We start from the raw sequence: 24,234 nt of genomic DNA, 5'->3' as shown, positions 1-24,234 counted from the left end.
CATGGGACGTGACGTCGCACAGCGTGTGCAGCACAACGCGGAGGTCCAGCAGGGCGAGGCCCCGCAGACCCTCGCCCAGATGATCGAGCAGATGCGTCCGCAGATCGCGCGGGCCCTGCCCAAGCACATGGACCCCGACCGGCTCGCCCGGATCGCGCTCACCGTGCTGCGCCAGACCCCGCAGCTCGCGCGCTGCAACCCGCAGTCGTTCCTCGGGGCCCTGATGACCTCCGCGCAGCTCGGCCTGGAGCCCGGCCCGCTCGGCGAGGCCTACCTGGTGCCCTACGGCAACAACGTGACCTTCATCCCCGGGTACCGGGGCCTGGTCAAGCTCGCCTGGCAGTCCGGGCAGCTCAAGTCGATCGCCGCGCACACCGTGCACGAGCACGACGAGTTCGACTACGCCTACGGCCTGGACCCGGTCCTGCACCACAAGCCCGCGCTCAACGGCCGCGGCGAGGTCATCGCCGTCTACGCCGTTGCGGTCCTCAAGGACGGCGGGTCCGCGTTCATCGTCATGTCCCGCGAGGACGTCGACGCGATCCGCAAGCGCTCCCGCGCGTCCGGCAACGGCCCGTGGGTGACCGACTGGGACGCGATGGCCCGCAAGACCGCCGTGCGCCAGCTCGTGCGGTGGCTGCCGCTGTCCTCCGAGCTGCACAACCTCGCCACCGCGGCCGCGCTCGACGAGTCGGTCCGCACCGGCGAGGACACCACCCGCGACCTCGACGAGGTCTCCCCGGGGTTCATCGACGTGACCCCCGTCGAGCAGCACGAGGCCGACCCGGTCGACGTGACCGACTCCGAGGTGCTCGACGACGAGCCGCCCGCCGACGAGCTCCCGGTCGAGGAGCCCCCGGGCGGCGAGGAGTCCTGGCCCGAGGTGAAGGCGCCCGGCGGGCGTGGTCGGCGATGAGCCGGGGCACCATGCTCGGCACGCAGACCTGGTCGACGACGATCACCGTGCTGACCTGCCCCACGTGCGGCATGCCGTTCGGCATCAGCGTCGACTTCGAACGCCGGCGCCGGGCTGACCACCAGGACTTCTACTGCCCGGCCGGGCACGAGCAGGGGTTCTACGGCAAGTCCAAGCAGGAGCAGGAGATCGACCGGCTCCGCGACGAGCGCGCCCAGGCGGACCGCCGGCGCCGGCTCGCCGAGGACTCCGAGCGGTTCTACCGCGACCAGGCGACGGCCGCACGTCGCTCGGCTGCGGCCCACAAGGGCCACGCAACCCGGATCCGCAACATGATCGCGAACGGCGTGTGCCCGGTCCCCGGCTGCCACCGGTCGTTCACCAACGTCCGACGCCACATGGCGACGAAGCACCCGGACTACCACACCCACGAGGCGACCTCGTGAGCACCTTCACCCTGCGCCCCGTCCCCGGCGACGCCGAGCACCGCGACCTGGTCTGCACCTGCGGGATCCGCGTCGACCGGTTCCTCGCGACCGACCGGCGCGCCATCGAGCAGGCCAAGCGCACCCACCTGTGCCGCGGGCAGCGACCTCACCCGGACGGCAGGGGGCGAGCGGCGTGACCCTCCGCGCGATCACCGTGAAGCAGCCCTGGGCCTGGGCGATCATCCATGGCGGCAAGGACGTCGAGAACCGCACCCGGAACATCGCCGGGACCTACCGCGGGCTCGTCGCGATCCACGCGGGGCTCACCGACGACGAGAGCGACCTGTCGTCCGCGCTCACCCGCGCCGCATGGGTCCAGTGGTGGACCGAGGCGCGAGAGGCCGGCGTCGACGTCGGACCGCAGCTCGGCCACGTCCTCGCCGTCGCCGAGCTCGTCGACGTGCACGAGGCGCCGCCGCCTGAGGTCCAGTGGTGCGGGTGCTCCCGGTGGGCCGAGCGGTTCTTCGTCCACCACCTCGTGCTTGCCAACGTGCGTCCGCTGCCCACGCCCGTCCCGGCTCGCGGGTTCCTGAGCCTGTGGACCTTGCCCGACGACGTCGAGGCCGCCGTGCGAGAGCAGGTGGCGCTGTGAGCGCTCCAGCCTCAGCTGTCGGACTTGACCTTCGCCTTGGAGACCAAGGTGATCTCGAACGCCTCCGGGCCCGCATTCGGATCATCGTCGTTCCACACGAGGTCGATCTCCTCGTCATCGCCGACCCCGGCGTCGAGCCCAGCCTCCAAGAAGGTCCTCAGCTCGCCCCACGTCGCACCTTCGAATTCCAGCCTGAAGGTCTTGCTCAGCGCTCCACCCATGCTCGCATCGTCGCAGACGCGACCCGCTCGCGGGAGCCACTCTCGTGAGCCCCCGCGCCCCCTACGCGACCGGCGACCCGGTCCAGGTCCTGCACTCCTGCGCCGGGCGCGGCACCGAGCTCGCGACCTTCACCGTCGAGCGCGTCAAGCCGCTCGCCACCAACGGCCGCTGGCGGGTCACCACGACCCGCTGCGACGGCACCCAGCTCGACATCGAGGTCGGCCCCGATGGACGAGACCGCAACGACTACGCACGCCCCGGGAGGCACTCATGACCGACAGCCCAGACCCGCACGTGCGGCCCTTCGCCGACTGGCTGCGCGAGCAGTCCTCGGGCCGCACCCACGACGAGCTCACCGACGGGCTGGCCGAGCTCGTCCGGGCCGTCAAGGACACCGGCAAGAAGGGTGTCCTCACGCTCACGATCAGCATCGCCCCGTTCGACAAGGCGACCACCAACACCCTGACCGTGACCGACGTCGTCAAGGTCGCCCTGCCCCAGCACGACCGCCGCAAGTCGATCTTCTACGGCGACGACGCCGGGAACCTCACCCGCGAGAACCCCCTGCAGCCCACCTTCGAGGGCCTGCGCGAGGTGCCCGCCTCACCCACCCGCACCGACCGCAAGGAGCAGCGCGCATGAGCGCCGAGGACACCATGACCACCGACACCCAGGACGCCATCAACGCCGGCGTGAAGATCGCCGAGCCCAAGCCGCTCGAGGAGCACAACCGGTTCTACGCCCTGACCCCGGCCGACGGGTCCGCCCCGGTGATCGTCGACCTCCTGGACAAGGCGCAGCACCTGGCCGAGACCCCGCTGCGCAAGACCGGCCTGGTCATCCTGCACACCGCCACGAGCCTGGTGGCCTACATCAACCGCCACCACACCGAGGGCACCGAGGTCTGGGCCGACGTCGAGCGCTCCGCGATCCGCGCCGTCATCAACGGCAACGCCACCAACACCCCGGGGCACGGCGACCACATCGCCACGCTCATGCTCCGCAAGACCCCGTCGTGGCTCGCCTGGGAGAAGGCGTCGGGGCAGATGGGGTCCCAGGTGCGCCTGGCCGAGCTCATCGAGGACCGAGCCATCGACATCGTCAAGCCCGCCTCCGCCGACCTGCTCGAGGTCGCCCAGACGTTCAAGGCCGCACGGTCGGTCGACTTCGAGTCCTCCCAGCGCCTGTCCACCGGGGAAGTCGCGATCGTCTACCGCGAGCAGGTCGACGCGAAGGCCGGGCGCAAGGGCGAGCTCACCATCCCGGAGACCTTCGAGCTCGCGCTCGTGCCCTACGAAGGCTCCCCGACCTACAAGGTCACCGCCCGGCTGCGCTACCGGATCGCCGAGGGCCAGCTCTCCATCGGGTTCGTGCTCGACCGACCCGAGGACGTGCTGCGCGCCGCGTTCGACGACATCGCCGTCGAGGTCGAGAGCGGCATCGACGAGGGCACCCCGGTCCTGACCGGCTGGCCCGGCGCCTGACCCACCGCCGGCGCCCTGGCGTGGCCCGACCGCGCCAGGGCATCTGGCACCACCTCGACCAGCGAAGGGAGCAGGGTCATGGCGACCCCCGAGCCCAACACGACCCCGATCGCCCGGCCTCGGGTCCCGATCCGCAAGCTCGACGACGACCGACACCGCGCCGAGTGCCAGCACTGCCCCTGGACCATCGAGGGCGCGACCACGGTTCGCGCCGAGATCGAGGGCACCGTCGCCTACCACCCTCACCAGCACCAGGCCGGACGCATCGAGGCGACCCGATGAGCGCCCGCCAGTCCTGGGACGTCGTGCGCACCTGCCCCGAGTGCGGCTGGACGTCCAAGCGCACCACCGCCGGCCTCGCCAACCACGCCCTGGCCATGCACTCCTGCAACAAGCACCGCGCCTCCGAAGCCGCCCGGGCCCGCGGGCTGGCCCGCTCCGCCGCGGTCGATCGCACCCCCAAGCCCTGCCACCACAAGCGCACCCAGCACCAGCACGGAACCCACGCCTGCTACGTCCTCGACCGCTGCCGGTGCATCCCCTGCGCGACGGCCAACTCCGACTACGAGACCCAGCGGACTCGCAACATCGCCTACGGCCGCACCGCCATGGTCGACGCCGAGCCCGTCCGGGAGCGCCTGCGGGCCCTGCTCGAGGCCGGGATGGGCCTCAAGCGCATCACCGCCGTCCACGGCATCTCGTCGGGCACCCTGACGAAGATCCTCTACGGCATCACCCGGGCCGATGGCACCCATCGCCCGCCCGCGTCCAAGGTCCAGCGACGCACCGCAGAGCGCGTCCTCGCGATCCCGATGCCGAGCATCGACCAGCTCGCCGGCGGCCAGATCGTCGACTCCACCGGGACCGCCCGCCGCGTCCAGGCGCTCGTCGCGCTCGGCTGGTCCGTGCAGCAGCTCGCCGAGCGCGCCGGGGTTAACCGGCAGGCCATCGACTCCGCGCTCGCTGGCACGCCCGTGCTCGCCCGGAACGCACGCGGGATCCGCGACCTGTACGACACGCTCGGCAACTCCCGGCCGAACCCGACGACCATGCCCGCAAAGATCGCGGTCTCGCGCGCCCTGAACCGCGCCCGCACCGAACAGTGGGCACCGCCAGCGGCCTGGGACGACGAGCAGCTCGACGACCCGAACACCCCGCCACCGGCCGGCTATGGCCGCCCCGGCGAGTGCAACGTCGCCGGCTGCGCCGAACCCCACGGACGCGGCATGAAGGCCTGCTGGACCCACTACGAGGCCAACCGCCACTGCACGACGCCCACCGAGCGCCGGCACCCGGTCGACCTCGACGAGTGGGCGCACCTGGTCCGCGGCGGAGTGAACCCGGCGACCGCCGCCGTGCGGTGCGGCGTGGGTGCCAAGAAGCCCGTCGGCACGATCGAGACCCTCGCACTGCGCGCCGAGCGCGAGGACATCCTCAGCCTCATCCGCGAGACGAGGGCCGCCGCATGACCGCCCCCGCGCACCCAGCCCGGGCCCCGCACCTGACCCTCGTCCGCGACCCGCTCGAAGCCCTCGACTTCGCCCCGGCGGTCCCGTGCGAGCACCGCAAGCACGACGCCCGCCACCCCGGCGACCAGCCCGCAGCCTGGTCCGTGCTGTGGCTGTGCCCCGGGTGCGAACGCGTCGCCACGCTCCACCTGTGCGAGCCCGGCCGCCGGCTCATGGCCGACGCCGACACCGTCGGGTGCGTCCTGCCGTCCTGCGGGTACGTCGCCCGGTGGGCCGACTTCGTCCTGGCCATCACACCCCTGCAGGGAGGCGACCACCTGTGAGCACGCTCCTGGCCATCGACCCCGGCAACACCGCCTCCGGGTGGGTCCTGATCGACGTCGCCACCCGCCGGCCCCTCGACCACGGCAAGACTCCGAACGACGAGCTGCTCACCGCGCTCGAGCTCACCTCGCTCGGCGCCGCGGACTTCGCCGTGATCGAGATGGTCGCGAGCTACGGCATGCCGGTCGGCGCCGACGTCTTCGAGACCTGCGTGTGGATCGGGCGCTTCGCCCAGGCCCGCACCGCCCGGACCGGCGACGAGCCCGCCCTCATCAAGCGCCACCCGGTCAAGGTCCACCACTGCCACTCCGCCAGGGCCAACGACGCGAACGTGCGCCAGGCCCTGGTCGACCGGTTCGCGCCGAGCGCACCGAACCACGGGAAGGGCACCAAGGCCGCCCCTGGGTGGTTCTACGGGTTCGCCGCCGACGCCTGGCAGGCCTACGCCCTGGCGGTCTACGCCGCCGACGAGCCACACGAGGGGACGGCCTGATGGCCCGCACGCACGGCAGGATCCTGTGCCGGATCTGGGACAACCCGGAGTTCCTCGCGCTCGACCACGAAGCGCAGCGGCTCTACATGTTCCTGCTCTCGCAGCGCGACCTCACGTTCGCCGGCCTGATCCCGATGCGCTCACGCCGCTGGGCCGCGAAGGTCCGCGACACCTGCGCCGAGGACATCGAGGCCACCCTCTGCGACCTCGCCCGGGCGCACTTCGTCCTGGTCGACGACGACACGGAGGAGGTGCTGGTCCGCACCTACGTGCGCAACGACGAGGTCTACCGCCTGCCCAAGGTGATGATTCGCATGCGCGAGGACGCCCGGCAGATCGAGTCCCAGCGGCTGCGCACAGCCCTGCGTGACGAACTGCAGCGGCTGCCCCTTGACGAGCTGTCCGACGAGCCCGGCCGCAACGACGGACCGAGCACGCGAGCCCAGGTCACCGCCGTGGTCGACGCACTCCTGAGCGACCTGGCAGACCCTTCCCGAAAGGGTTCCGGAAAGGGTATCGGGAAGGGTTCCCGAGACCTTCCCCGAAGGGTTCCCGATACCCCCCGCGTGCGCGCGGGCGTGTTCCCCCTACCCCCTACCCCCAGCCCCCAACCCCTAGATGGGTCACCTCAAGCGTCAAACGTCACTGACGTAACGCGCGAGCCGACCGACGCCTTGACCCCTGGAGGTCACTCCTGATGGCCACACCCGAGCAGATCCAGGTCATCGCGGCGTCGATTAACGCCCACCACCCCGACTGGCCCGTCAACTCCCTGGTCACGTTCCTCGGCCGCAACCACGGCCACCGGTCCTACCGGGTCCTGTCCATCGCAGCCATCGTCGTCGCCACCGACCCGACTACGACCACACCCGCGCTGCTGAACAACCCGGGGGCGTGGTGGGCCGCAGCTGCAACTGCAATCCCGAGCGAGGCAGCCACGAGCGTGCCGTCCGCGGCGACCGAGCGCTGCCCCGTCGATGGCCACGAGCACGAGATCGCCGGCCACTGCCGGGCGTGCGAGTCCGAGCGCAAGGGCGCGGCCGGCTGGCTCGAGCCCGAACCCGTCCCGGCTCCGACGGCCGAGTCCTACGCCCGGGGAGCCGCGCTGGTGCGTGAGGCGCTGGCCAAGGCGCGCGCCGACTGGACCCCCACCATCGCGGCCGAGAGCAGCGACCCCCACCAGCCCGATGCCGCGATGAGGGCCGCCCATGACGTCGAGGAGGACCTGTGACCGCCAGCGAGCGCCTATCCGACGCGCTTCCTCGACGCCCTCTTCGAGCCCAGCCACTCCAGACCGCGAGCAACGAGATGGAGGGCGCCGAGGCCGAGCGTCGCCACGAAGAGCAGCGCGGCGATCGTTCCGGCAAGGAAGCCGAAGATGCGGAGCGCGTCGCGAACGTGACCCCACCACACGTCGCTGCTGACGTCGACTTCCGAGATGACGAGCATCACCCACGCTGCTGCCGCCCACGCGATGGTGCGGTTCACGGCCCGCTCGGCGAAGCGCTCGCTCTTGCGATCCGCGAGGAGTTCGAGTGTGGCGCTCTCGATCGCCTCGGCCAGCTGAGTGCGCGCGGGGCCTTCTGGCATTGCCCTCCACAGGTCCGCGTCAGCGCGGATGCGCGCTTGAGCCCGCCCCTCGCGGCTGAGGGCCGGGATCCGCGGAAGGAGGACGAGCGATGCTGCAAGGAGCGTCACGAGTGCCGTAGGGATGTCCACGAGTCCCCATCGACACGGTGTCGGGCGCTCCTGAGCGACGGTTCCCTGCTCCTAGGCGAAGACCCCGTTGGCCCACGCCACGATGGCCGTCACGACGAGCGTGCCGAGCATAGTGAGGACGGCAACCTTGAGGTCGCGTCGCTGGTCCCATCGTTGAGAGCGGCGTGCCGTTCTCGTGACGGCGTCGATCCTCACGCCACCGGTGCTGGGCGTGATCCCGTGATCGCGGCCCCACTTCGCGTACCGGGACACCAGGTCGTGGCCCGCCAGAACCGACACGATGGCCGTCACGACGACCATCGGGATCTCCGGCCAAGACGTGATCGCGACCCACACAGGCAGCGCGATGAGGGCCGCGATGAGCACGACTCGGACGGCGTTGTAGATCCGGAGCCACTGGACGCGTCGGCGCCCGTTTTCGGTGATGAGCAGCATCACCCGACGCTTGAGCTCGGCGTCCAAAACGGCGGTACAGCTCAGCCAAGCGCCGGTCCTCCAGAGCGTGACGTTGACCTCTCCCACCGCCCCGGGGCCCACAGGGGACGCCTGGATTCGGATCGCAGCGAGGTCGGCATCCGACGCCTCGAGGAGGTTGGTCACCGGGATGGCATAGTCCCCGTCTCGAGGCAGACCCGTCGGCCGCATCACGGAGGCCTGCCCATGCCGTTCCGTAACGACGTCGACGATCTGCTGCACGTCTGTCACGTCGAGTACGAAGCGGTTGAACGCGACCGTGTTGTCGCTTTCGAAGAGCACCTTCGGTCCGAAGAGCCAGTCCCAGGCCATCCGGCAACGCTAGCGGCTCTCCTTCTCGTCCCGCCGGTGAAAGCCGCGGCGTCCCCTGCGCGGGAGACCGCATGACCTGGCCCTGCGCAGCGCGCCCCTCCACCGGCTTCGTCCACCGCGACGGCCCATGCCGGTGCTTCACCGGCGGCCCGCCACCCGAGTTCCCCACCACCACCGACCCCGAAGAGCAGGAGGCCACCCATGACCGCCCATGACCCCTGCCCGAAGTGCCACCAGCCCCACCTCACCCCCCACGGGCATCCCTCCTGCACCGGGCACTCCAAGCGCCGCCACGGCGGACCCTGCACCAACCCCCGCGTCACTGGCCTCGACGTCTGCCGCTCCCACGGCGGCGCATCCCCCCAGTCCCGCGCCAAGGCAGCCCGCGCCCGCGAGACCCAGGCCGCCGAACGAGCCGTCGCCACCCTCGGCCTGGCCGTCGACATCTCCCCGACCGAGGCCCTGCTCGAGGAGGTCCGGTGGACCGCCGGCCACGTGCAGTGGCTGCGCGGCAAGGTCCAGGAGCTCGACGAAGCACGCCACCTGGCCGACCACGCCGAGGAGGACGACGACGCCGAGATCGAGTCCGCAATCGGCGACGGACGCCATGCGCTCGTCTGGGGCACGACCAAGGTCAAGTCCGGTGGCGACGACGCCGGCACCACCCAGGAGGCCAAGCCCTCGATCTGGTACGCCCTGTACGCCGCCGAACGCGCTCACCTCGTCACCGTCTGCGCGGCCGCCATCAAGGCCGGCGTCGAGGAGCGCCGCGTGCGCCTCGCCGAGCAGCAGGGCGACCTCGTCGCGACCGTCATCCGCCGGATCCTCGACGCCCTGAACCTCACACCAACCCAGCTCGAGCAGGTGCCCGTCGTGGTGCCCCGCGAGCTCCGCGCCATCACCGGAGGAGCAGCATGAGCACCGCTGACAGCGTCACCGTGACCATCACCGTTGACACGTCCCGGATCGCGGCCGCGTTCCGCGGGATGGAGCTCTACCGCTACGCAGTCCTCGAGTCGGTTCCGCGCAGTCGCCGTTGGCGCCGACACCGCGCTGACGTGTGGGAGACCCCTGCTCGCTCGAAGATGCACGCCGCCTACCGCGCGAAGACCCGGCGGAGGGGACGCCGATGACCCGCGACCCATGGCAGGGCGACCGCTGCCCTCACCCCGGCTGCGGACGCCCCTGGCCCGTCGAGTCCATGCGACTCGAGTGCCTGCACCGGCACGGAATCGTTGCCCACATCTGGGAGCACACCCTCGCCGAGACGGTCGAGACCTGCGTCGAGTGTGGAGAGAGCCGCCCGCTCCCCCTCCCGCCCGATCCGGTGCTCCAGGACGAGCCCACCCCCACCGGCCGGATCCACACCCCCAAGCCCGGCAGGCCGGTGACCGGACTGTGAGCGCCAGCCTCGTCACCCACGTCGGCTACTGCCGCGCGACCGGGAAACGGAAGTTCGCGACCAAGCGCGACGCCAGGATCATCCGCCGCCGCACCGCCGGGCACGGGCTCTCGGTCTACCACTGCACAGCCTGCGAGTACTGGCACATCGGGCACCACGGAGACCTGTCCCGCGACGAGCACCGCCAGAGGAGGAGCGCGTGACCGACGACCGCCACGAGCACGAGTGGACCCGCGCCAAGGGCGCCGACGGCATCCGCGCCTGGGCCTGCAACGACTGTGACGAGACCTGCGCGACCTGCACCACCTGCGGCGGCCCGTCGGGCACTACCCTCCTGCTCTGCCGCCCCTGCGAACGCCACGCCGCCCGGGTCCTGGACGACATCACCCACGCCCTCGGCTACTACCGCACCGACCCCCGCTCGCTCATCTCCTCGCCTGGCAACATGCGCCTCGCACCCGGGGGAACCCCACCCGGCGGCATCACTCGCCCCGCGGACGTCCGCGAGCAGCTGTGGGGCTGGGTCGCCCGCTGGACCGAGCACACCGGCCCGTCCAACGCCTCGGCGATCGACTACCTCAAGGCCCACCACATCTGGGCCGCGCACAACCCCGACGACTCCGGCTGGCCCGCCTACCTCAAGGACGCCAAGCGCCTGCGCACCGCCGCCCGGCGCATCGCCGGTCTCCTGCCCCAGTTCCACCCCGAGCCCTGCGTGCACTGCGGCGGCCCCGTCGTCCAGGACTGGTCCGACCCCGACTGGAAGCCACTCCCGCGGGGCCTCTCCGACACCGTCCGGTGCCTCGGATGCGGCATGACCTGGGCCGACCGGGCGCAGTGGCGGTTCTCCACCCGCCAGCACATCGTCGAGCTCCCCGGCGTGCGACCCGACTCACTCGTGACCCTCGCCCAGGCCCGGATGGTCTGGCCCGACGTCCCCGCCGGCACGCTGCGGCAGTGGGCCAAGCGCGCCCGGGACGAGTGGGCCGACGCGGTCGGCATGGTCCGCACCTGGTGGGCGGCGCGCTGCGACTTCGGCGGCCCCGAGTGGGTCGAGTGGGCCCGGGCCGGGTGGACCGAGGACATGCTCGACGACGCCCCCGATCTGCCCGCGGTCCTCATGCGCCAGCGCGGCACCCGCCGGGGCGAGCCGACCTACCGGGTCGGAGACGTGCACGCCCTCGTCGAGCGGTGGGCCGACGAGCGAAGGGCCGGCCGGGCGCCGTCGGTCGCGACACGCCGGGCCTGAGGCCTCGTTGACGTTGCGTCGTCGCTGGTGAGAGAGTTGTAACGCCTTCGGGGTCTTCAGTGCGCCCCGAATCCCCCGGATCAAGGCCTCGCACCGTCCCCCTGTGTGCGGGGCCTTCCCCGTCGCCTGCTACGGGTTCGAGTACCCCTTCATCGACTCGTCTGCATAGACCGCGGCCCACTGGCCCTGCGGGAATGCCGCGATCACCCGGGAGTTCTGGCCGATCACGATCAGTGCCCCATTGTCGGCCACCTGCAGATTCATCACGCCTTCGAAGGCGACCGTGTCAGCCGGCTGGCGAGATGTGCTGAAGTACGACAGCACGACGGTCACGTTCTTCATCGAGTTTCCTTCCGATCCGTCGGCGGTACGCGTTCGGGCACCGCTCACGGTCATCATGCAGGTCCCCACCCACATGGGGGCGCGCTCCGGCCGCCGCACACCGACGCGGGAGCCGTGCTCGACCCGGAGCCCCTCGGCCTGCGAATTGGCTAGCATCGACGGGTGGGCAATCCAGCGGCTGAACTCCACGAGATTCTGAGCGAATGGCGTGCGGCCACGGGCGGCACCGTTCAGGGACGGCGCGGCGTCGACGCGCGGGTGTGGTCGGAGGGCTTCTCCAAGCACATCCGCGCCATGGCTCTCATCGGCGAGATCGACTCGGCCCTCGCCGAGCTCGAATCGAGCGGCCGCCACACCGACCTCTTCCGGTCCACAATGCCGACGCTCGCCGCAAGCGTCCTCGCTTTGACCGCAGGTTCGTGGAACGGCAACAGTCAAGCGGCCGCCGAGGTGCCGTTCGAGATGCTGCAGGTGCTCGCGCAACTCGCGGATACGCTCGAGCACCGGGGGAACGCTCGACTGGACCCCGCCGCGATCGAGAGTCTGAACGGACTCCTCACGGAGATCCTCTCCGCCGCAGACGACGACGAGTCGCTCGACCCTCTCCTCGCGAATCACATCCGGACTGTCGTCCGGCACTTGCAGACGTGCGTGGACGAGTACGACCTCTACGGCGAGAGCACAACAATGAGCGCTTGGACCTCGGTCTGGGTAGCAATGCAGGCCGCGGCGCACCAGTCGACCTCTCATAGGCCGCGCTGGGAGGCTTTCAAGGATCGCTTCTTCTGGCCGACTGCTGCGGGTCTTCTCGCCAACACACCTTCGCTCGTCCTGCAGGTCCAGCAGATCACACAGACATCGGGCGGGTAACAAGAATGGGGGTCTGCCCCCGTGACCGTCGCCTGGGCCGAGCACGCCGCCCGCCAGTTCGAACCGGCCCGGCCGCCGCGTTGGGCCACGCCCGCGGACATGGCGGCCGATCTCGACCCGCGGTTCCGCCGCACACCGGCGATCGACCACATCGACGCCGCGATCACCGAGACCCTCAACACCCTCGACGGCCGGCTGATCGTGTCGATGCCACCGCAGGAGGGCAAGTCCACCCTCGCGACGAAGTGGACACCCGTCCACCGCCTCGTCGACCACCCGGACGACCGCATCGTCGTGGCGTCCTACGCCCTGAGCCCGGCACGGCGCATGGGCCGCCTCATCCGCGGCGAGATCAACGCGCACTCCGCCGAGCTGGGCCTGCGCATCGCCGACGACGTGGGCGCCCAGGCCGAGTTCGAGCTCGCCGGCCACGAGGGCGGCATCTACGCCGTCGGCATCGGCGGCGGCCTGACCTCCCGGCCCGCGGACGTCCTGATCATCGACGACCCCCTCAAGGACCGCGAGGAAGCAGACTCGGAGGTCTACCGCGAACGCGCCTGGGAGTGGTGGACCGACACCGCCAGCGCCCGCCTGGCGCCCGGCGCCCCGGTCATCTTGATCCTGACCCGCTGGCACCACGACGACCTCGCCGGCCGCCTGCTCGCCGCCGAGGACGGCGGCGCCTGGCGCGTGGTGAACATCCCCGCCCAGGCCGACCACCGGCCAGAAGCCGGCCAGACCGACCCGCTCGGCCGCGAGCCCGGCGAGTTCATGATCTCCGCTCGCACGTTCCTGGACCGCTCGACCGGGCAGCGCGTGCCGCGCACCCGCGCCCAGTGGGAGCGTCGCAAGACCCAGGCCGGCCCCCGCACCTGGGCGTCGCTGTACCAGGGGCGGCCCACCCCGGACACCGGGGACCTGTTCCCCGCCGAGTGGGCCCGGTACGACCACGAGCTGTGGGTCGAGCGGGCCGACGGGTCCAGGATCATCACTCACCGGGCCTTCGAGCTCGTGCAGAGTTGGGACCTCGCGTTCAAGGACCGCAAGTCCAGCGACTACGTCGTCGGCCAGGTGTGGCTGCGCATCGGCGCCGAGGCGTTCCTGGTGGACCAGGTGCGCGACCGACTGTCGTTCACCAAGACGCTCGCCGCGATCAAGGCCATGTCGGCTCGCTGGCCTCAGGCCACGGCCAAGTTCGTCGAGGACAAGGCCAACGGGCCCGCAGTGATCAACGCCCTGCACCGGACCATCGGGGGCCTCATCCCGATCGAGCCCGAGGGGTCCAAGTACGCCCGCGCCGCCGCGGTGAGCCCGCTGTGCCACTCCGGCAACGTGGTGCTCCCCGAGGCCGAGCTGCTGCCGAACGTCGAGGACCTCATCACCGAGGCCGCAGCGTTCCCCAACGGCGCCCACGACGACGCGGTCGACGCGCTGTCCCAGGCCATCAACCGGATCCTGCTCATGCCGCTGCTGGACGAGGACGACGCCTGGGTGACCGGCGATGACCTGATCGACGACGACGACCCGCACGCCATCGTCGGCGGCTACTGACCAACGGAAGGCGGTGGGCCGGGTGGGTGTGATGACGCGCGTCGGGGAGGCCGTCGGGCTGCGGCCGACCGCCATCGTCGAGCAGGCCGTCGCCCGTGCGAACGCCGCCGAGTCCCTGCTCGAGGTCCTCACCGAGTCCCTCGCCGACCTGGAGCTCCAGCTCGACGACACTGGCTGGGACCGGATCATCGCCGGCTCGCGCGAGCAGTTCTCCCGCGCCGGGCTGACCCGCTCCGCCGAGGCCTGCCGGGTCATGGCCGTCGCGCACCCGCTCGTGAAGCGCGGCGTGAACCTGCGGATCGCCTACGTGTGGGGCTCCGGGGTGCAGATCACCGCCCGCGCCGGCGCGGACGAGACCCAGGACGTCAACGCCGTGGTGCAGGCGTTCCTCGACGACGACGGCAACCAGGGCGCGTACACCGGCGACCAGGCGCACGAGCGCCTCGAACGGTCCGTCGCGACCGACGGGAACGTGTTCATCGCGCACTTCACCAACCCGCGCACCGGGTTCGTGCAGGCCCGGCGCATCCCGTTCGCCGAGATCGCCGACCCGATCACCAACCCCGACGACGCGTCAGAGGCCTGGTACTACCGCCGCGAGTGGTCCGCGACCGTCGTCCGCAACGACGGCACCACCGCGACGCAGATGCTGCAGGCCTACTACCCGGCGCTCGGGTACTGGCCGGCCACCCGCCCCAAGCAGCTCAACGGCGCCCCCGTGATGTGGGACGCCCCGGTCCTGCACGTGAAGGTCAACGACCTGGACGGGTGGGACTTCGGCATCGGCGACGTGTACGCCGCGCTGCCGTGGGCGCGCCTGTACCGGGACTTCCTCGCCGACTGGGCCACGCTGGTCAAGTCCCTGTCCCAGTACGCCTGGCGCGCCACCTCGAAGGGCTCCAAGGCCCAGGCGCTGCGCCAGAAGCTCACCCGCCGGCCCGCCGAGACCGCCCCGGACGGCAACCCGAACAACGTCGGCGCGACCGCGGTCATGGGCAACGACGTCACGCTCGAAGCCATCCCGAAGACCGGCGCGACCGTCGACTCGGACTCCGGGCGCCCGCTCGCCGCGATGATCGCCGCCGGCCTGGGCATCGCCGTCACCGTCCTGCTCGCCGACCCCGGCCAGACCGGCGCCCGGGCCGTCGCCGAGACCCTGGACCGGCCCACCGAGCTCGAGATGGGCATGCGCCGCAGCGTCTGGGAGGACGCCTACCGGCGGTCCCTGGCCTACGTCATCACCGCCGCGGTGCGCGCCCCGCAAGGCCCGCTGTCCGGGACGGTGCTGCGCGACACCGACACCGGGCGGATGGTCACCACCCTGACCGGGGACGTGGACCAGACCGTCGAGTTCGACTGGCCGTCGATGGACGACCTGCCCGTCGACCAGTTCGTCAAGGCCATCGTCGAGGCTGACGGCACCAGCAAGATCCCGCCCGAGGTCACCGCCCGGCTGCTCATGCAGGTCCTGGGGGTCAAGGACGTCGACGACATCCTCGAGTCGATGCTCGACGACCAGGGCAACTGGGTCGACCCGATGCTGTCCGCCGGGCAGGCCGCGATCGACGCGTTCCGCCGCGGCGAGGACCCCGCCCAGGTGCTGTGATGGCGACCGGACGGCTCGTGAAGGTGGCGATCGAGGTCCTGGCGGTCGAGCGCGAGGTGTGGTGCCCGCGGTGCGCGAAGTCCACCGGCGCCTACCTCGCGTTCGTCCAGCACCTGCCGAACGGCACGATGACCGCCGGCCGGATCCGCCGCTGCAACGAGTGCGGCGAACCCATCCCGGGAGCGTGATGACTGCGCCGCTGGGCGTCGAGGTCGGCATGACGCTCGACACCACCGCCAGGATCCGCGAGGCCGACTACGTCCGCTCCGCCACCAGCGGCCGCACCTACCTCGTGACCCGCGTGCACACCGTGAGCAAAGGCCCGAACGCCGGCCAGCGCCAGCGACTGCGAGCCGTCGTGGTCCCCGAGGATCACCCCGAGCCGGGCGACCAGGTGTTCGAGTTCACCTGGTACCGACGCGGCGGGACGTGACCTGTGGCCGTCGAGGAGGAGACCCTGCGGCTCGCGTCCGGGCTGCGGATCGTCATCGCCGAGCAGACCGACGCCTACGAGCGGCGCCTGGTCCGCCAGTGGGCACGAGCCTGGGACGCGCTGTACGCGACCTGGTCCGACGCGATGATGGACCTCGCCTCCGCCGGCATCGACGGGCACTGGCCCTCCCGGTGGGTCGTGTCCCGGTCACGCAAGGCCGAGCAGGCTCTCGCAGCGGCCCTGGACTCACTCACCGAGATCGTCAGCACGTCCGAGGTCGAGATGTTCGACGCGGTCGGCAAGATCGTGCAGCTCACCCCCGAGCACCAGGTCCGGATCATCGCCTCGCAGGTCCCCCAGATCCCCGAGGCGCAGGCCCTGCTGTCCATCTCGTTCGACCGGGTCGACCAGACCGCGCTGGACGCGATCGTGGAGCGCACCACCAAGCAGATCACCGCCGTCACCCGCCCGCTACCCGCCATGGTGCAGGCACAGATGCGCGAAGTCCTCGTCTCCGGTGTCGCCGTGGGCGACAACCCTCGCAAGGCGGCGCGGATCATGGTCCGCCGCGCCGAAGGTGCGTTCAACGGCGGGCTCACCCGGGCCCTGACGATCGCGCGGACCGAGATGCTCGACGCCTACCGCTCCTCGGCCGCGGCTACGGAATGGGCGCACGAGGAGCTCGTCGGCGGGTGGAAGTGGCTGGCAACCCTCGACTCACGCACCTGCCCGTCGTGCTGGGGCATGAACGGCACCGAGCACAACCTGCAGGAGACCGGGCCGGACGATCACCAGTGCGGCCGCTGCGCGCGCATCACGGTCGTCAGGCCGTGGTCCGAGCTCGGGTTCCCGGACATCGAGGAGCCGGCGTCGATCTTCCCGGACGCGCAGGCCGAGTTCGCTGCGCTGTCCCGCGACGAGCAGCTCGCGATCATGGGACCGACCCGCCTGCAGGCCCTCGACGACGGGCTGATCGGCTGGGGCGACCTGTCCACGCGGCGCAGCACCGCCGGGTGGCGTGACTCGTGGGCGCCGACCCCCGTGGGCCGACTGCTCGCGAGCCGCGGCTAGCACTCCTCCGGTTCGTCCGCGGGCGGGCAGTACAGGAGCTCCCCGCACAGCTCGCACCAGTACTGCGAGACCCCGCCCGGGCCCATGCCCAGCACCTTGAGCCGCCACATGTGCAGCGGCTCGGCGTCCGGGTCGGGTAGGTCGAGGTCCGGGTCGGCCGTGACCGGCTCCGCGCCGTCGTTGCGCGGGCAGGCCGGGTTGTGGCACGTGTCCACGTCCTCGACCCACCGCTCGGTCCGGCCGTCTTCGTACTGCCTCGCCACCCGTAGCGACACGACCTCGACCGGTCCGCCGCATTCCGGGCACGCCCGCGGCTGCTCGCTCACCGCCCCAGCATCCCACCGCCACGCCGAGGAGGCGCCATGTCCACAAGGATTCGCGAGGCCCGGCCGTTCGCCGAGGCCGCGACGCCTTCGGCGAAGCCCGGCAAGGGGCGGATCCTCGTCCGGCTCGTCGACGCCGGGCGCGGCTCCTCCGGGGTCTACCCCGCCGAGACCCTGCAGGCAGCGGCCGAGGCGCGGGTCTTCCCTGCCGGGACGCTCATGTTCATCGACCACCCCACCGAGTCCGACGAGTGGGAGCGGCCCGAGCGGTCCGTGCGCGACCTCGCGGCAGTGCTGATCGAGGACGCGCGGTTCGACGCCGGGACCCAGGCCCTCGTGGCCGAGGCCGACGTCTACTCCGCCTGGCGTCAGCCCATCGCCGACATGGCAGGCGACATCGGGGTCTCCATCCGCGCGCTCGCCGAGGCCGAGCAGGGCGAGTGGGAGGGCGCGCCGGCGCTCATCATCACCAAGCTCACCGAGGGCCTGTCGGTCGACTTCGTCACCTACGCCGGCCGCGGCGGCAAGGTCCTGGAGGTCCTCGAGTCCCGCGCCACCGCCCGGGCGGTCCGCCGCGGCGTCGCCGAGGCCACCGCGAACGACCGCCGCGAGCAGCTCTCCGACGCCGTGCGGTCCGCCTACGGCTCGCGCGACGCGAACACCTGGGCGTGGGTCCGCGACTTCGACGAGGCCCTGGTCTGGTTCGAGGTCGAGACCCCCGACGGCATGGCCACCTGGCAGCAGTCGTACACCCCCGCGGAGAACGACATGTCCGTCCAGCTGACCGGTGAGCGCATCGAGGTGCGGCCCACCACCACCTACGTCCCGGTCAACCCGGCCGGGCAGTCCACCACCACCCAGGAGTCCGAGGAGGACACCATGCCGCAGATCGAGGAGGCGCGCCTGCGCCAGCTCGAGGAGGACGCCGGCCGGGTGACCACGCTCACGACCGAGCGTGACACCGCGGTCACCCGCGCGGAGGTCGCCGAGAAGGCGCTCGCCGCCATCGAGAACCGGGGCAAGCTCCGCCCGGTCGTCACCAAGGTCATCGGCGAGTCCGAGGCCATCCCGGTCACGCTGCGCGACCAGCTCGTCGCGTCCGTCGTCGAGGGCTTCGACGGCACGACCACCGAGGCGCAGGCCACCGAGGCCGCGACCGCGGCCCTCAAGGCCAAGGAGACCGAGGTCGCCGCGATCGCCGAGATGCTCGGCGCCGGCAGCGTCCGCGGGCTCGGCGGATCCACCACCACCGGCGACGTCCCGTCCCAGGCCGACGTCGACGAGGCCGCCGCTCGCGCGTTCGGCCACACGATCAAGGAGGCGTGAGCCATGGCCACCAACGTCATCTACGAGTACGGCCGCCGCCTGGCGGTCCCCTGCACCTTCCCGGCGACCCCGGCCTCGGGCGACCCGGTCATCTTCGGTGACCTGCCCGGCGTCGCGATCGGCGCCGAGGACACCGACGGCAAGACCGTCGTGCAGTTCGAGGGCGTCGCCGACGTCTCGGTCAAGGCCATCGACGGCGGCGGCAACTCCGCCGTCGCGGCCGGCGACGTCATCTACTACGTCAACGGCGACACCCCCGCGCTGTCCAAGAAGTCCACCGGCGTGCGCTACGGCGTCGCCATGGAGGCCATCACCTCGGGCAGCACCGACACCATCAACGTCCGGATCGGCTGAGGAGGCCCCCCATGCTGGACAACATCGAGGTCCTCACCGGGGCGGCCGCGGTCGCCGAGGGTGAGCAGACCGGCAACGAGGGCGGCTTCCGCGCCCCGGCGCGCGGCCCGCAGTTCGCCAAGCGGCTCATCGAGGCCGCGGACATCTGGGGCGAGGCCCTGCACGCCGGCGGCCTGGCCGGCTTCAAGGCCCGCGCACGACTCGTCGAGGCGCTCGCGACCCCGGACTTCCCCTACCTGCTCGGCGGGGTCATCGATCGGGAGCTCCTGCGGGAGTACAACCAGGCGCCGTCCGTGTGGTCGAAGTTCGCCATGCGCACCACCCTGCGGGACTTCCGCGAGAAGAACCTGATCGACCTGCTCGGCGGTCGCGGGATCCTCGACCCGGTCAAGCCGGGCGAGGAGTACAAGGCCCGTGCGGCCACCGAGTCGAAGTACGCGATCTCGGTCGGCAAGCGCGGTGCCCGGTTCGCGCTGACCTGGGAGATGCTCGTCAACGACGACCTGGACGCGTTCCGCACGCTGCCCGGCCGCCTGTCCGACGCCTCCCACGTCACCGAGGACTACCTCGCCACCTCCCAGCTCGTGACCTCCACGGGCGCCAACACCGCGTTCTTCAAGGCCGCGAACGGCAACGCCCCCACGGCGCTGGCGCTCACGACCGACAACCTCGCGGCCGCGATCACCGCCGTCCAGAACCGCAAGGACTCCGACGGCAACCCGATCGACCTGTCCGCGGGCGTGGTCCTGCTCGTGCCGCCGTCGCTCGAGATGACGGCCATGCAGATCGTCAACGCGGTCGAGATCCGCGTCACCGACGGGTCCAACCAGCTCGTCACCGCGAACTACCTCAAGTCCAAGGTGACGATCGTGGTCGACCCGTGGCTGACGGTCATCGCGACGGACGGCAAGGCGGCCACCCGATGGTTCCTGCTCCCGCAGCCGACCGCCCCGCGGCCGGCGATCGCGGTCGGGTTCCTGCGCGGCCACGAGGTGCCGGACCTGCGCGTGAAGTCCGACGCGGGCATGCGCGTGGGCGGCGGGGTCATCGACCCCACCGAGGGGTCGTTCGACTTCGACGACCTGCAGTACCGCGTCCGCCACGTCATCGGCGCAGCCACGGTCGACCCGAAGGTCACCTACTGCTCCGACGGGTCCTGACCCGACCCCCTGAGGAGGGGCTGAGCCGCCTTCCCCGCGGCTCGGCCCCTCCCGGGCGCCAACACCACCGACGCACCCGAGGAGGCCGCCGTGATCGACTACGCCACCGCGACCGGCCAGGTCCGCCTCCTGATCGCCGACGTCGACGAGACCGCGCCACTGCTCGACGACGACGCGGTCAACGGGTACCTCGCCCTCAACGGCGTCACCGACCCGACCGACACCTCCGACAAGGCCGCGACCCGCCGGGCGGCCGCGGACGCCCTGGACGCCATCGCGTCCTCGGAGTCACTGATCTCCAAGAAGATCCGCACCCAGGCCGGCGTCTCCACCGACGGCCCGGCAGTGGCAGCGGACCTGCGCAAGCACGCGGCACAGCTCCGGGCCCAGGCTGAGGAGTACGACGACGGCGGGTTCTTCGAGACTGTCGAGTTCCAGCCCTACCCGACGGTGGGCTGACCCGTGCCGTTCCCCGCCACCCGCGTGATCCACACGAAGTGGGCGGCCCACCACCGCCCGACCGCGATCGCGACCCTCACCGGGACGTGCACGATCACCACCGAGGCCGGGTCGGACTGGACCCCCGAGGACGGAGCGGTCGCGGGCACCCCGACCACGCACTACACCGGCCTCTGCTCGGTGTCCCGGGCCCAGCGCACCGCCCGCCTGACCGACGCCGCCGGGCAGACCATCGCCCCGACCGAGTACGTCGTCGGCATCGACCCGGACGCCGCGGCCATCCCGAACGGTGCCCGCGTGCACGTCGACTCCTGCGACGACCCGCGGCTGACCGGCCTGAACCTCGTCGTGCGGACCACCGCCTACGACACGGTCCTGCTCGAGCGCGTCCTCGGCTGCGACCTCGACCTCGCGAACCAGGGGTGATCGGCCGTGGCCACACGCTTCCAGCGACGCCGGGCCGCATCAGACGCCGCCTGGTCGGCCGGCGGGGTCTTCGTCGACGCCTCGGAGGTGAACCAACTCGTCGCCGACTTCGAAGGCGCGACCGACCGCATGATCGACGAGCTCAAGCCCGTCGTCGCCGCCACCGGGCTCCGGGTCGTCGCTGACGGCAAGGCCGCGGCCGCGGTCGACACGGGGTTCCTGCGATCCAGCATCGGGATCGACGTCGACCCAGACGGGCTCGGGTTCGAGGCCGGGCCGACCGCCGCCTACGGCGGGTACGTCGAGAAGGGCACCTCCGTCATGGCGCCCCGCCCCTTCATGGGCCCGTCGTTCGAGCGCCACCTGCCCCGGTTCGAGCAGGCCGCCGAGCAGATCGTCGGCGACCTGTGAACCCCGCCGACCTGCACGCCGCGGTCGTCGCGAGGCTCACGACGGAGATCGCGACGATCAGTGTCCACGACGCCGACGTGCCCGGCTCGCCGCCGGCGGACGCGAAGGGCCGGGTCCTGCCCTACGCGGTCGTCTGGGGCAGCGCTGGGTGGGCACCCGAGGAGGCCCGTACGGTCGACGGAGACGCCCACGGCGCCCTGTCGTGGCCCTGCCCGGTCACTGTCGCCGCCGGCGACCCCACCTGGTGCCTGCGAGCCGCCGCCGCCGTCCGGGCCGCGCTCGATGGGTACCTCATCACCGGCGCCGGGATCCTGCGCGAGCAGCCCGGCACCCCATCCATGGACCGCGACCCGAACGTCACCCCGACGCGCTGGTTCGTGCCCTTCACCTTCCGCATCGGCCCATACCTCTGAGGAGGAACCCACCATGCCCGGACGCATCGTCTCCGCCTGGCGCACCGACACCACGCCGCCCCGGTCCGTCGAGATCCCCGAGCACTGGCTCGGGCACCCCACCCTCGGCAAGAACTACTCGGCCGAGCGCCCCACCGAGCCGGCTCCCACCGAGGAGCCGCCCACCGACTCCGCGACCGACCCGGTCGCCGAGACCCCCGCCACCCCGGCCCGCAGGGGCCCGAAGACCCCGGTCGCCGGGGACAAGGAGGACTGATCCCCGATGCTGACCCTCGCCGATGGACGCATGCGCGTCACCATCCTGACCGCCGAGCCAGCGGACCTCAGCGCGATCACCACGACTGAGCTCGGCGCGGGGCTCTACGCCTCGCCGCTGATCAACAAGCCGGACTACCGGATCAGCGCCCGCGGCTCGGACACCGTCCCCGACCAGCCGCTGGAGGCCTCGGGCAACGCCGTGACCTACGGCAACTCGAACTTCGACGGGATCATGACGGCCCTGCGCCACCTCCTCGCTGACGGCACGGTCGACGCCACCAACGACACGCTGTGGCCGCTCGTGCAGACCAAGGGCACCCGCCTGTGGGTCATCGAGCGCGAGGGGCCGCTCGCCACCCAGGCCGACGCCGCGGCCGACGAGTACGAGTGGTTCGAGGTCATCACCGACGAGCCGCAGAAGCCGCAGAACGTGTCCGGCTACATCAAGCGGACCGTGCCGCTCGGCGTCCAGGACCACGGCTCCGGGACGGTCGCGGCCTGACCTCGACCCCCGCCGGGCGCGCGTCTCACAGGTCCGCGCGCCCGGCGGGTCACCACCACCGACCTGTGGACCTGTGAGGAGAGACCTGTGACCGACACGACCCCCGACGAGACCCTGACCCCCGAGGTCTTCGACTTCGACGAGTGGCTCGCGACCTCGACCGTCGCCCGCCGCCAGGTGATGATCTACAACGACCCGGCGCTCCTGGAGGAGTCCGAGGCGCTGCAGGCCCAGCTGGCCGCCGCCGAGACGGCCGCGGCCGCCGACGCCGGCGACCAGGCGATGGACGCCATCGACCCGCGTCCGGGCATCCTCGCCCGCATGGAGGAGCTCTACGAGCGGTGGGAAGCCTCAAAGACCACCTGGACCGTGCGCGCCCTGGCAGAGGACGAGGTCGAGGACTCGTTCGAGCCCGACAAGGGTGGGATCGCTGTGCCTCGTCAGCCGGTTCCGCCACTGGAGAAGGCCGGACAGAAGGCCCGTGACGACTACACCAGGAAGTACGTGGAGTGGTCGAAGGCCAACACCCGGGCCCAGCGTGAGCGACGGCTCGTGTTGATCGCAGCCGCTGTGACGAAGATCGAAGCGCCGGGCCGGGTCCTCGAGCGCGAAGCGGGCGCCCCGCCGGTCGTCACCGTCGACCAGCTCCGCGCGTTGCGCGAACGCCCGCACGGCGAGCAGTGGGTCGCCAAGCTCTACCACGCCGTCGACGAGGCCACGCACGGCGACCGCGAGGTCCCCCGCCCTACGTTGCCCGGGCGCTCCACGAGCGACCTGGGCTGATCCTCGCCCTCCGGGCGGCCCGAGCCTGGGGCACGCGCCCCGAGCTCTACCTCACCGGTCGAGGCAAGCCGAACCGGTGGACGCGCGTGGACCGCGGCCTGGCCGAGGGGCTCACCTACTACGACGAGCACCTGACCGCGAACGGCATCCCCGACTGGCTCGCGCTCGACGCGACCCAGGAGTGGGAGCCGGACGAGACATTTGACGGCTACGCCGCCGTGGTCGAGCTCGCCGAGGCCGAGTACCGCAAGGACGGCAAGGAGCGCCCAGCCGGGCTGCGGATCTTCGCCGTGCCGAAGCCGGCGCCTCAGGCGCTGGTGCGCTCAGCCGTCGAAGACGATCAGGAGGTTGTCTGACGCCAGGTCTGCCTCGGCCACGGCATCGGACGTCCGCTCCCCGACCTTGAGTGTGTAGAACCCGCCACCCGCGGGCACGTCGACCGTGAACGACCGAACGCATCCGTCGCTGATCTCGACGGGGTCACTGAAGTACCCCACTCCGACTGTCGTGCCGGTCGCGTCGAGCACTTGGCCTTGCACCTGGTCGTCGTTGAAGTCCGTGTAGTCCCCCCACGCCATGCACAAGTCGCCATCCGCGATGGCGTGAGCCGGGCTGATCGCGATCACGGCGCTCGCAGTCACAGGCGCGGCTGTCGCGGTGTACGTGGTCTCCGAAGGCTCCGCCTGTGCGGTCGTCGACTCCGCCGGGGAGGCCTCATCCCCGCTCGATCCCGATGCGCAGCCGGCCAGGAGCAGGGCGAGCAGAGGCACCAGTGCCGCGCGGTTCATCCCGCCATTCAACC

At 71.6% G+C, this 24,234-nt stretch carries 40 protein-coding genes; 34 read left to right on the top strand and 6 right to left on the bottom strand.

Annotated features, from left to right (window positions below):
* Position 1: 1 nt before the first annotated feature.
* The 4 genes from OEB99_RS16700 to OEB99_RS16685 are packed head-to-tail and all read left to right on the top strand — an operon-like array spanning position 2 to position 1,996.
* A complete protein-coding gene (locus OEB99_RS16700; protein ID WP_263578430.1) occupies positions 2–916 on the top strand; it encodes a recombinase RecT in 915 nt (304 codons plus the stop codon).
* Positions 913–1,362, top strand: coding sequence for a hypothetical protein (locus OEB99_RS16695; protein WP_263578429.1), 450 nt, complete (start codon positions 913–915; stop codon positions 1,360–1,362). The genes OEB99_RS16700 and OEB99_RS16695 overlap by 4 nt, the downstream gene beginning before the upstream one ends.
* Entirely contained in the window at positions 1,359–1,541 is a 183-nt protein-coding gene (locus OEB99_RS16690; protein WP_263578428.1) for a hypothetical protein, read from the top strand. The genes OEB99_RS16695 and OEB99_RS16690 overlap by 4 nt, the downstream gene beginning before the upstream one ends.
* Positions 1,538–1,996, top strand: coding sequence for an ASCH domain-containing protein (locus tag OEB99_RS16685; RefSeq protein ID WP_263578427.1), 459 nt, complete (start codon positions 1,538–1,540; stop codon positions 1,994–1,996). Before OEB99_RS16690 ends, OEB99_RS16685 begins: the two co-directional genes overlap by 4 nt.
* Positions 1,997–2,007: 11 nt before the next feature.
* Here OEB99_RS16685 and OEB99_RS16680 read toward each other — a convergent pair whose 3' ends face one another.
* Entirely contained in the window at positions 2,008–2,217 is a 210-nt protein-coding gene (locus OEB99_RS16680) for a hypothetical protein (RefSeq protein ID WP_263578426.1), read from the bottom strand.
* A gap of 44 nt (positions 2,218–2,261) precedes the next feature.
* Here OEB99_RS16680 and OEB99_RS16675 point away from each other — a divergent pair, with 44 nt between their 5' ends.
* The 9 genes from OEB99_RS16675 to OEB99_RS16635 all read left to right on the top strand — a co-directional run bounded on the left by OEB99_RS16675 (position 2,262) and on the right by OEB99_RS16635 (position 7,219).
* A complete protein-coding gene (locus OEB99_RS16675) occupies positions 2,262–2,492 on the top strand; it encodes a hypothetical protein (protein ID WP_263578425.1) in 231 nt (76 codons plus the stop codon).
* On the top strand, positions 2,489–2,860 hold the full coding sequence (locus OEB99_RS16670) for a hypothetical protein (protein ID WP_263578424.1): 372 nt from the start codon (positions 2,489–2,491) through the stop codon (positions 2,858–2,860). Before OEB99_RS16675 ends, OEB99_RS16670 begins: the two co-directional genes overlap by 4 nt.
* The gene (locus OEB99_RS16665) at positions 2,857–3,702 is read left to right on the top strand and encodes a DUF2303 family protein (protein WP_263578423.1); all 846 of its coding nucleotides are present in this window, start codon (positions 2,857–2,859) and stop codon (positions 3,700–3,702) included. The genes OEB99_RS16670 and OEB99_RS16665 overlap by 4 nt, the downstream gene beginning before the upstream one ends.
* Before the next feature lie 78 nt (positions 3,703–3,780).
* A complete protein-coding gene (locus OEB99_RS16660; protein ID WP_263578422.1) occupies positions 3,781–3,984 on the top strand; it encodes a hypothetical protein in 204 nt (67 codons plus the stop codon).
* The gene (locus OEB99_RS16655) at positions 3,981–5,171 is read left to right on the top strand and encodes a hypothetical protein (RefSeq protein ID WP_263578421.1); all 1,191 of its coding nucleotides are present in this window, start codon (positions 3,981–3,983) and stop codon (positions 5,169–5,171) included. The genes OEB99_RS16660 and OEB99_RS16655 overlap by 4 nt, the downstream gene beginning before the upstream one ends.
* Positions 5,168–5,494 carry a hypothetical protein gene (locus OEB99_RS16650; RefSeq protein ID WP_263578420.1) on the top strand — a complete coding sequence of 109 codons (327 nt, stop codon included), beginning with the start codon at positions 5,168–5,170 and terminating at the stop codon, positions 5,492–5,494. Before OEB99_RS16655 ends, OEB99_RS16650 begins: the two co-directional genes overlap by 4 nt.
* Positions 5,491–5,988, top strand: coding sequence for a hypothetical protein (locus OEB99_RS16645; protein ID WP_263578419.1), 498 nt, complete (start codon positions 5,491–5,493; stop codon positions 5,986–5,988). The genes OEB99_RS16650 and OEB99_RS16645 overlap by 4 nt, the downstream gene beginning before the upstream one ends.
* Positions 5,988–6,686, top strand: coding sequence for a hypothetical protein (locus tag OEB99_RS16640; protein WP_263578418.1), 699 nt, complete (start codon positions 5,988–5,990; stop codon positions 6,684–6,686). The genes OEB99_RS16645 and OEB99_RS16640 overlap by 1 nt, the downstream gene beginning before the upstream one ends.
* On the top strand, positions 6,686–7,219 hold the full coding sequence (locus OEB99_RS16635) for a hypothetical protein (protein WP_263578417.1): 534 nt from the start codon (positions 6,686–6,688) through the stop codon (positions 7,217–7,219). Before OEB99_RS16640 ends, OEB99_RS16635 begins: the two co-directional genes overlap by 1 nt.
* Before the next feature lie 14 nt (positions 7,220–7,233).
* Here OEB99_RS16635 and OEB99_RS16630 read toward each other — a convergent pair whose 3' ends face one another.
* A complete protein-coding gene (locus OEB99_RS16630; RefSeq protein WP_263578416.1) occupies positions 7,234–7,707 on the bottom strand; it encodes a hypothetical protein in 474 nt (157 codons plus the stop codon).
* 51 nt (positions 7,708–7,758) lie between these two features.
* Positions 7,759–8,493: a hypothetical protein gene (locus tag OEB99_RS16625; protein ID WP_263578415.1), complete on the bottom strand. Its 735-nt coding sequence runs from the start codon at positions 8,491–8,493 to the stop codon at positions 7,759–7,761.
* A 201-nt stretch (positions 8,494–8,694) separates the two neighbouring features.
* Here OEB99_RS16625 and OEB99_RS16620 point away from each other — a divergent pair, with 201 nt between their 5' ends.
* The 4 genes from OEB99_RS16620 to OEB99_RS16605 all read left to right on the top strand — a co-directional run bounded on the left by OEB99_RS16620 (position 8,695) and on the right by OEB99_RS16605 (position 11,144).
* On the top strand, positions 8,695–9,411 hold the full coding sequence (locus tag OEB99_RS16620; protein WP_263578414.1) for a hypothetical protein: 717 nt from the start codon (positions 8,695–8,697) through the stop codon (positions 9,409–9,411).
* A complete protein-coding gene (locus tag OEB99_RS16615) occupies positions 9,408–9,626 on the top strand; it encodes a hypothetical protein (protein WP_263578413.1) in 219 nt (72 codons plus the stop codon). Before OEB99_RS16620 ends, OEB99_RS16615 begins: the two co-directional genes overlap by 4 nt.
* A gap of 265 nt (positions 9,627–9,891) precedes the next feature.
* Positions 9,892–10,098 carry a hypothetical protein gene (locus OEB99_RS16610; protein WP_263578412.1) on the top strand — a complete coding sequence of 69 codons (207 nt, stop codon included), beginning with the start codon at positions 9,892–9,894 and terminating at the stop codon, positions 10,096–10,098.
* Positions 10,095–11,144: a hypothetical protein gene (locus tag OEB99_RS16605; protein ID WP_263578411.1), complete on the top strand. Its 1,050-nt coding sequence runs from the start codon at positions 10,095–10,097 to the stop codon at positions 11,142–11,144. The genes OEB99_RS16610 and OEB99_RS16605 overlap by 4 nt, the downstream gene beginning before the upstream one ends.
* A 129-nt stretch (positions 11,145–11,273) precedes the next feature.
* Here the strand turns inward: OEB99_RS16605 and OEB99_RS16600 are convergent, their stop codons facing one another.
* Positions 11,274–11,675, bottom strand: a complete 402-nt coding sequence (locus OEB99_RS16600) for a hypothetical protein (RefSeq protein WP_263578410.1) — start codon at positions 11,673–11,675, stop codon at positions 11,274–11,276.
* Between OEB99_RS16600 and OEB99_RS16595 the strand changes: the two genes are divergently transcribed.
* The 6 genes from OEB99_RS16595 to OEB99_RS16570 are packed head-to-tail and all read left to right on the top strand — an operon-like array spanning position 11,649 to position 17,017.
* Positions 11,649–12,356, top strand: a complete 708-nt coding sequence (locus tag OEB99_RS16595) for a hypothetical protein (protein ID WP_263578409.1) — start codon at positions 11,649–11,651, stop codon at positions 12,354–12,356. The genes OEB99_RS16600 and OEB99_RS16595 overlap by 27 nt on opposite strands.
* 21 nt (positions 12,357–12,377) lie before the next feature.
* Positions 12,378–13,907 carry a phage terminase large subunit gene (terL, locus tag OEB99_RS16590; protein WP_263578408.1) on the top strand — a complete coding sequence of 510 codons (1,530 nt, stop codon included), beginning with the start codon at positions 12,378–12,380 and terminating at the stop codon, positions 13,905–13,907.
* Between the two features lie 31 nt (positions 13,908–13,938).
* Entirely contained in the window at positions 13,939–15,513 is a 1,575-nt protein-coding gene (locus OEB99_RS16585; protein WP_263578407.1) for a hypothetical protein, read from the top strand.
* Positions 15,513–15,701 carry a hypothetical protein gene (locus OEB99_RS16580; protein WP_263578406.1) on the top strand — a complete coding sequence of 63 codons (189 nt, stop codon included), beginning with the start codon at positions 15,513–15,515 and terminating at the stop codon, positions 15,699–15,701. The genes OEB99_RS16585 and OEB99_RS16580 overlap by 1 nt, the downstream gene beginning before the upstream one ends.
* Entirely contained in the window at positions 15,701–15,946 is a 246-nt protein-coding gene (locus OEB99_RS16575; protein WP_263578405.1) for a hypothetical protein, read from the top strand. The genes OEB99_RS16580 and OEB99_RS16575 overlap by 1 nt, the downstream gene beginning before the upstream one ends.
* 3 nt (positions 15,947–15,949) lie before the next feature.
* Positions 15,950–17,017 (top strand): phage minor head protein, encoded by a 1,068-nt coding sequence (locus tag OEB99_RS16570; RefSeq protein ID WP_263578404.1) that lies wholly within the window; start codon positions 15,950–15,952, stop codon positions 17,015–17,017.
* Here OEB99_RS16570 and OEB99_RS16565 read toward each other — a convergent pair.
* The gene (locus OEB99_RS16565) at positions 17,014–17,343 is read right to left on the bottom strand and encodes a hypothetical protein (protein ID WP_263578403.1); all 330 of its coding nucleotides are present in this window, start codon (positions 17,341–17,343) and stop codon (positions 17,014–17,016) included. The genes OEB99_RS16570 and OEB99_RS16565 overlap by 4 nt on opposite strands.
* 36 nt (positions 17,344–17,379) lie before the next feature.
* Here OEB99_RS16565 and OEB99_RS16560 point away from each other — a divergent pair, with 36 nt between their 5' ends.
* The 11 genes from OEB99_RS16560 to OEB99_RS16510 all read left to right on the top strand — a co-directional run bounded on the left by OEB99_RS16560 (position 17,380) and on the right by OEB99_RS16510 (position 23,788).
* Positions 17,380–18,666, top strand: a complete 1,287-nt coding sequence (locus OEB99_RS16560) for a hypothetical protein (protein ID WP_263578402.1) — start codon at positions 17,380–17,382, stop codon at positions 18,664–18,666.
* 3 nt (positions 18,667–18,669) lie between these two features.
* A complete protein-coding gene (locus OEB99_RS16555; RefSeq protein ID WP_263578401.1) occupies positions 18,670–19,020 on the top strand; it encodes a DUF2190 family protein in 351 nt (116 codons plus the stop codon).
* An 11-nt stretch (positions 19,021–19,031) separates the two neighbouring features.
* A complete protein-coding gene (locus tag OEB99_RS16550; protein WP_263578400.1) occupies positions 19,032–20,180 on the top strand; it encodes a Mu-like prophage major head subunit gpT family protein in 1,149 nt (382 codons plus the stop codon).
* Positions 20,181–20,270: 90 nt separating this feature from the next.
* Positions 20,271–20,639 carry a hypothetical protein gene (locus OEB99_RS16545; RefSeq protein ID WP_263578399.1) on the top strand — a complete coding sequence of 123 codons (369 nt, stop codon included), beginning with the start codon at positions 20,271–20,273 and terminating at the stop codon, positions 20,637–20,639.
* 3 nt (positions 20,640–20,642) lie between these two features.
* Positions 20,643–21,065 carry a DUF6093 family protein gene (locus tag OEB99_RS16540; protein WP_263578398.1) on the top strand — a complete coding sequence of 141 codons (423 nt, stop codon included), beginning with the start codon at positions 20,643–20,645 and terminating at the stop codon, positions 21,063–21,065.
* A 6-nt stretch (positions 21,066–21,071) separates the two neighbouring features.
* A complete protein-coding gene (locus tag OEB99_RS16535) occupies positions 21,072–21,476 on the top strand; it encodes an HK97 gp10 family phage protein (RefSeq protein WP_263578397.1) in 405 nt (134 codons plus the stop codon).
* Positions 21,473–21,889: a hypothetical protein gene (locus tag OEB99_RS16530; protein ID WP_263578396.1), complete on the top strand. Its 417-nt coding sequence runs from the start codon at positions 21,473–21,475 to the stop codon at positions 21,887–21,889. The genes OEB99_RS16535 and OEB99_RS16530 overlap by 4 nt, the downstream gene beginning before the upstream one ends.
* A gap of 13 nt (positions 21,890–21,902) precedes the next feature.
* Positions 21,903–22,145: a hypothetical protein gene (locus OEB99_RS16525; protein WP_263578395.1), complete on the top strand. Its 243-nt coding sequence runs from the start codon at positions 21,903–21,905 to the stop codon at positions 22,143–22,145.
* Between the two features lie 6 nt (positions 22,146–22,151).
* Complete coding sequence (locus OEB99_RS16520) at positions 22,152–22,649, top strand: phage tail tube protein (RefSeq protein ID WP_489667141.1); 498 nt, start codon at positions 22,152–22,154, stop codon at positions 22,647–22,649.
* A gap of 87 nt (positions 22,650–22,736) precedes the next feature.
* Positions 22,737–23,432: a hypothetical protein gene (locus tag OEB99_RS16515; protein WP_263578393.1), complete on the top strand. Its 696-nt coding sequence runs from the start codon at positions 22,737–22,739 to the stop codon at positions 23,430–23,432.
* 86 nt (positions 23,433–23,518) lie between these two features.
* Positions 23,519–23,788, top strand: coding sequence for a hypothetical protein (locus OEB99_RS16510; RefSeq protein ID WP_263578392.1), 270 nt, complete (start codon positions 23,519–23,521; stop codon positions 23,786–23,788).
* On the opposite strand, the gene OEB99_RS16505 is transcribed toward OEB99_RS16510, so the two are convergent.
* A complete protein-coding gene (locus tag OEB99_RS16505; protein ID WP_263578391.1) occupies positions 23,756–24,220 on the bottom strand; it encodes a hypothetical protein in 465 nt (154 codons plus the stop codon). The genes OEB99_RS16510 and OEB99_RS16505 overlap by 33 nt on opposite strands.
* Positions 24,221–24,234 lie beyond the last annotated feature (14 nt).

Origin of the sequence: Actinotalea endophytica (assembly GCF_025717005.1) — a bacterium.
GTDB lineage: Bacteria > Actinomycetota > Actinomycetes > Actinomycetales > Cellulomonadaceae > Actinotalea.
The sequence above is the reverse complement of the archived record's forward strand: the minus strand, read 5'-3'. Positions and strand labels throughout refer to the sequence as shown.

Excerpts from the sequence above, each read along its gene's own strand:
- OEB99_RS16635 (WP_263578417.1), top strand. The coding sequence starts at position 6,686 with ATGGCCACACCCGAGCAGATCCAGGTCATCGCGGCGTCGATTAACGCC.
- OEB99_RS16650 (WP_263578420.1), top strand. The coding sequence starts at position 5,168 with ATGACCGCCCCCGCGCACCCAGCCCGGGCCCCGCACCTGACCCTCGTC.
- OEB99_RS16620 (WP_263578414.1), top strand. The coding sequence starts at position 8,695 with ATGACCGCCCATGACCCCTGCCCGAAGTGCCACCAGCCCCACCTCACC.
- OEB99_RS16700 (WP_263578430.1), top strand. The coding sequence starts at position 2 with ATGGGACGTGACGTCGCACAGCGTGTGCAGCACAACGCGGAGGTCCAG.
- OEB99_RS16580 (WP_263578406.1), top strand. The coding sequence starts at position 15,513 with ATGGCGACCGGACGGCTCGTGAAGGTGGCGATCGAGGTCCTGGCGGTC.
- OEB99_RS16575 (WP_263578405.1), top strand. The coding sequence starts at position 15,701 with ATGACTGCGCCGCTGGGCGTCGAGGTCGGCATGACGCTCGACACCACC.
- OEB99_RS16560 (WP_263578402.1), top strand. The coding sequence starts at position 17,380 with ATGTCCACAAGGATTCGCGAGGCCCGGCCGTTCGCCGAGGCCGCGACG.
- OEB99_RS16525 (WP_263578395.1), top strand. The coding sequence starts at position 21,903 with ATGCCCGGACGCATCGTCTCCGCCTGGCGCACCGACACCACGCCGCCC.
- OEB99_RS16585 (WP_263578407.1), top strand. The coding sequence starts at position 13,939 with ATGACGCGCGTCGGGGAGGCCGTCGGGCTGCGGCCGACCGCCATCGTC.
- OEB99_RS16555 (WP_263578401.1), top strand. The coding sequence starts at position 18,670 with ATGGCCACCAACGTCATCTACGAGTACGGCCGCCGCCTGGCGGTCCCC.
- OEB99_RS16505 (WP_263578391.1), bottom strand. The coding sequence starts at position 24,220 with ATGAACCGCGCGGCACTGGTGCCTCTGCTCGCCCTGCTCCTGGCCGGC.
- OEB99_RS16625 (WP_263578415.1), bottom strand. The coding sequence starts at position 8,493 with ATGGCCTGGGACTGGCTCTTCGGACCGAAGGTGCTCTTCGAAAGCGAC.
- OEB99_RS16680 (WP_263578426.1), bottom strand. The coding sequence starts at position 2,217 with ATGGGTGGAGCGCTGAGCAAGACCTTCAGGCTGGAATTCGAAGGTGCG.
- OEB99_RS16655 (WP_263578421.1), top strand. The coding sequence starts at position 3,981 with ATGAGCGCCCGCCAGTCCTGGGACGTCGTGCGCACCTGCCCCGAGTGC.
- OEB99_RS16640 (WP_263578418.1), top strand. The coding sequence starts at position 5,988 with ATGGCCCGCACGCACGGCAGGATCCTGTGCCGGATCTGGGACAACCCG.
- OEB99_RS16615 (WP_263578413.1), top strand. The coding sequence starts at position 9,408 with ATGAGCACCGCTGACAGCGTCACCGTGACCATCACCGTTGACACGTCC.
- OEB99_RS16695 (WP_263578429.1), top strand. The coding sequence starts at position 913 with ATGAGCCGGGGCACCATGCTCGGCACGCAGACCTGGTCGACGACGATC.
- OEB99_RS16660 (WP_263578422.1), top strand. The coding sequence starts at position 3,781 with ATGGCGACCCCCGAGCCCAACACGACCCCGATCGCCCGGCCTCGGGTC.
- OEB99_RS16665 (WP_263578423.1), top strand. The coding sequence starts at position 2,857 with ATGAGCGCCGAGGACACCATGACCACCGACACCCAGGACGCCATCAAC.
- OEB99_RS16550 (WP_263578400.1), top strand. The coding sequence starts at position 19,032 with ATGCTGGACAACATCGAGGTCCTCACCGGGGCGGCCGCGGTCGCCGAG.
- OEB99_RS16520 (WP_489667141.1), top strand. The coding sequence starts at position 22,152 with ATGCTGACCCTCGCCGATGGACGCATGCGCGTCACCATCCTGACCGCC.
- OEB99_RS16670 (WP_263578424.1), top strand. The coding sequence starts at position 2,489 with ATGACCGACAGCCCAGACCCGCACGTGCGGCCCTTCGCCGACTGGCTG.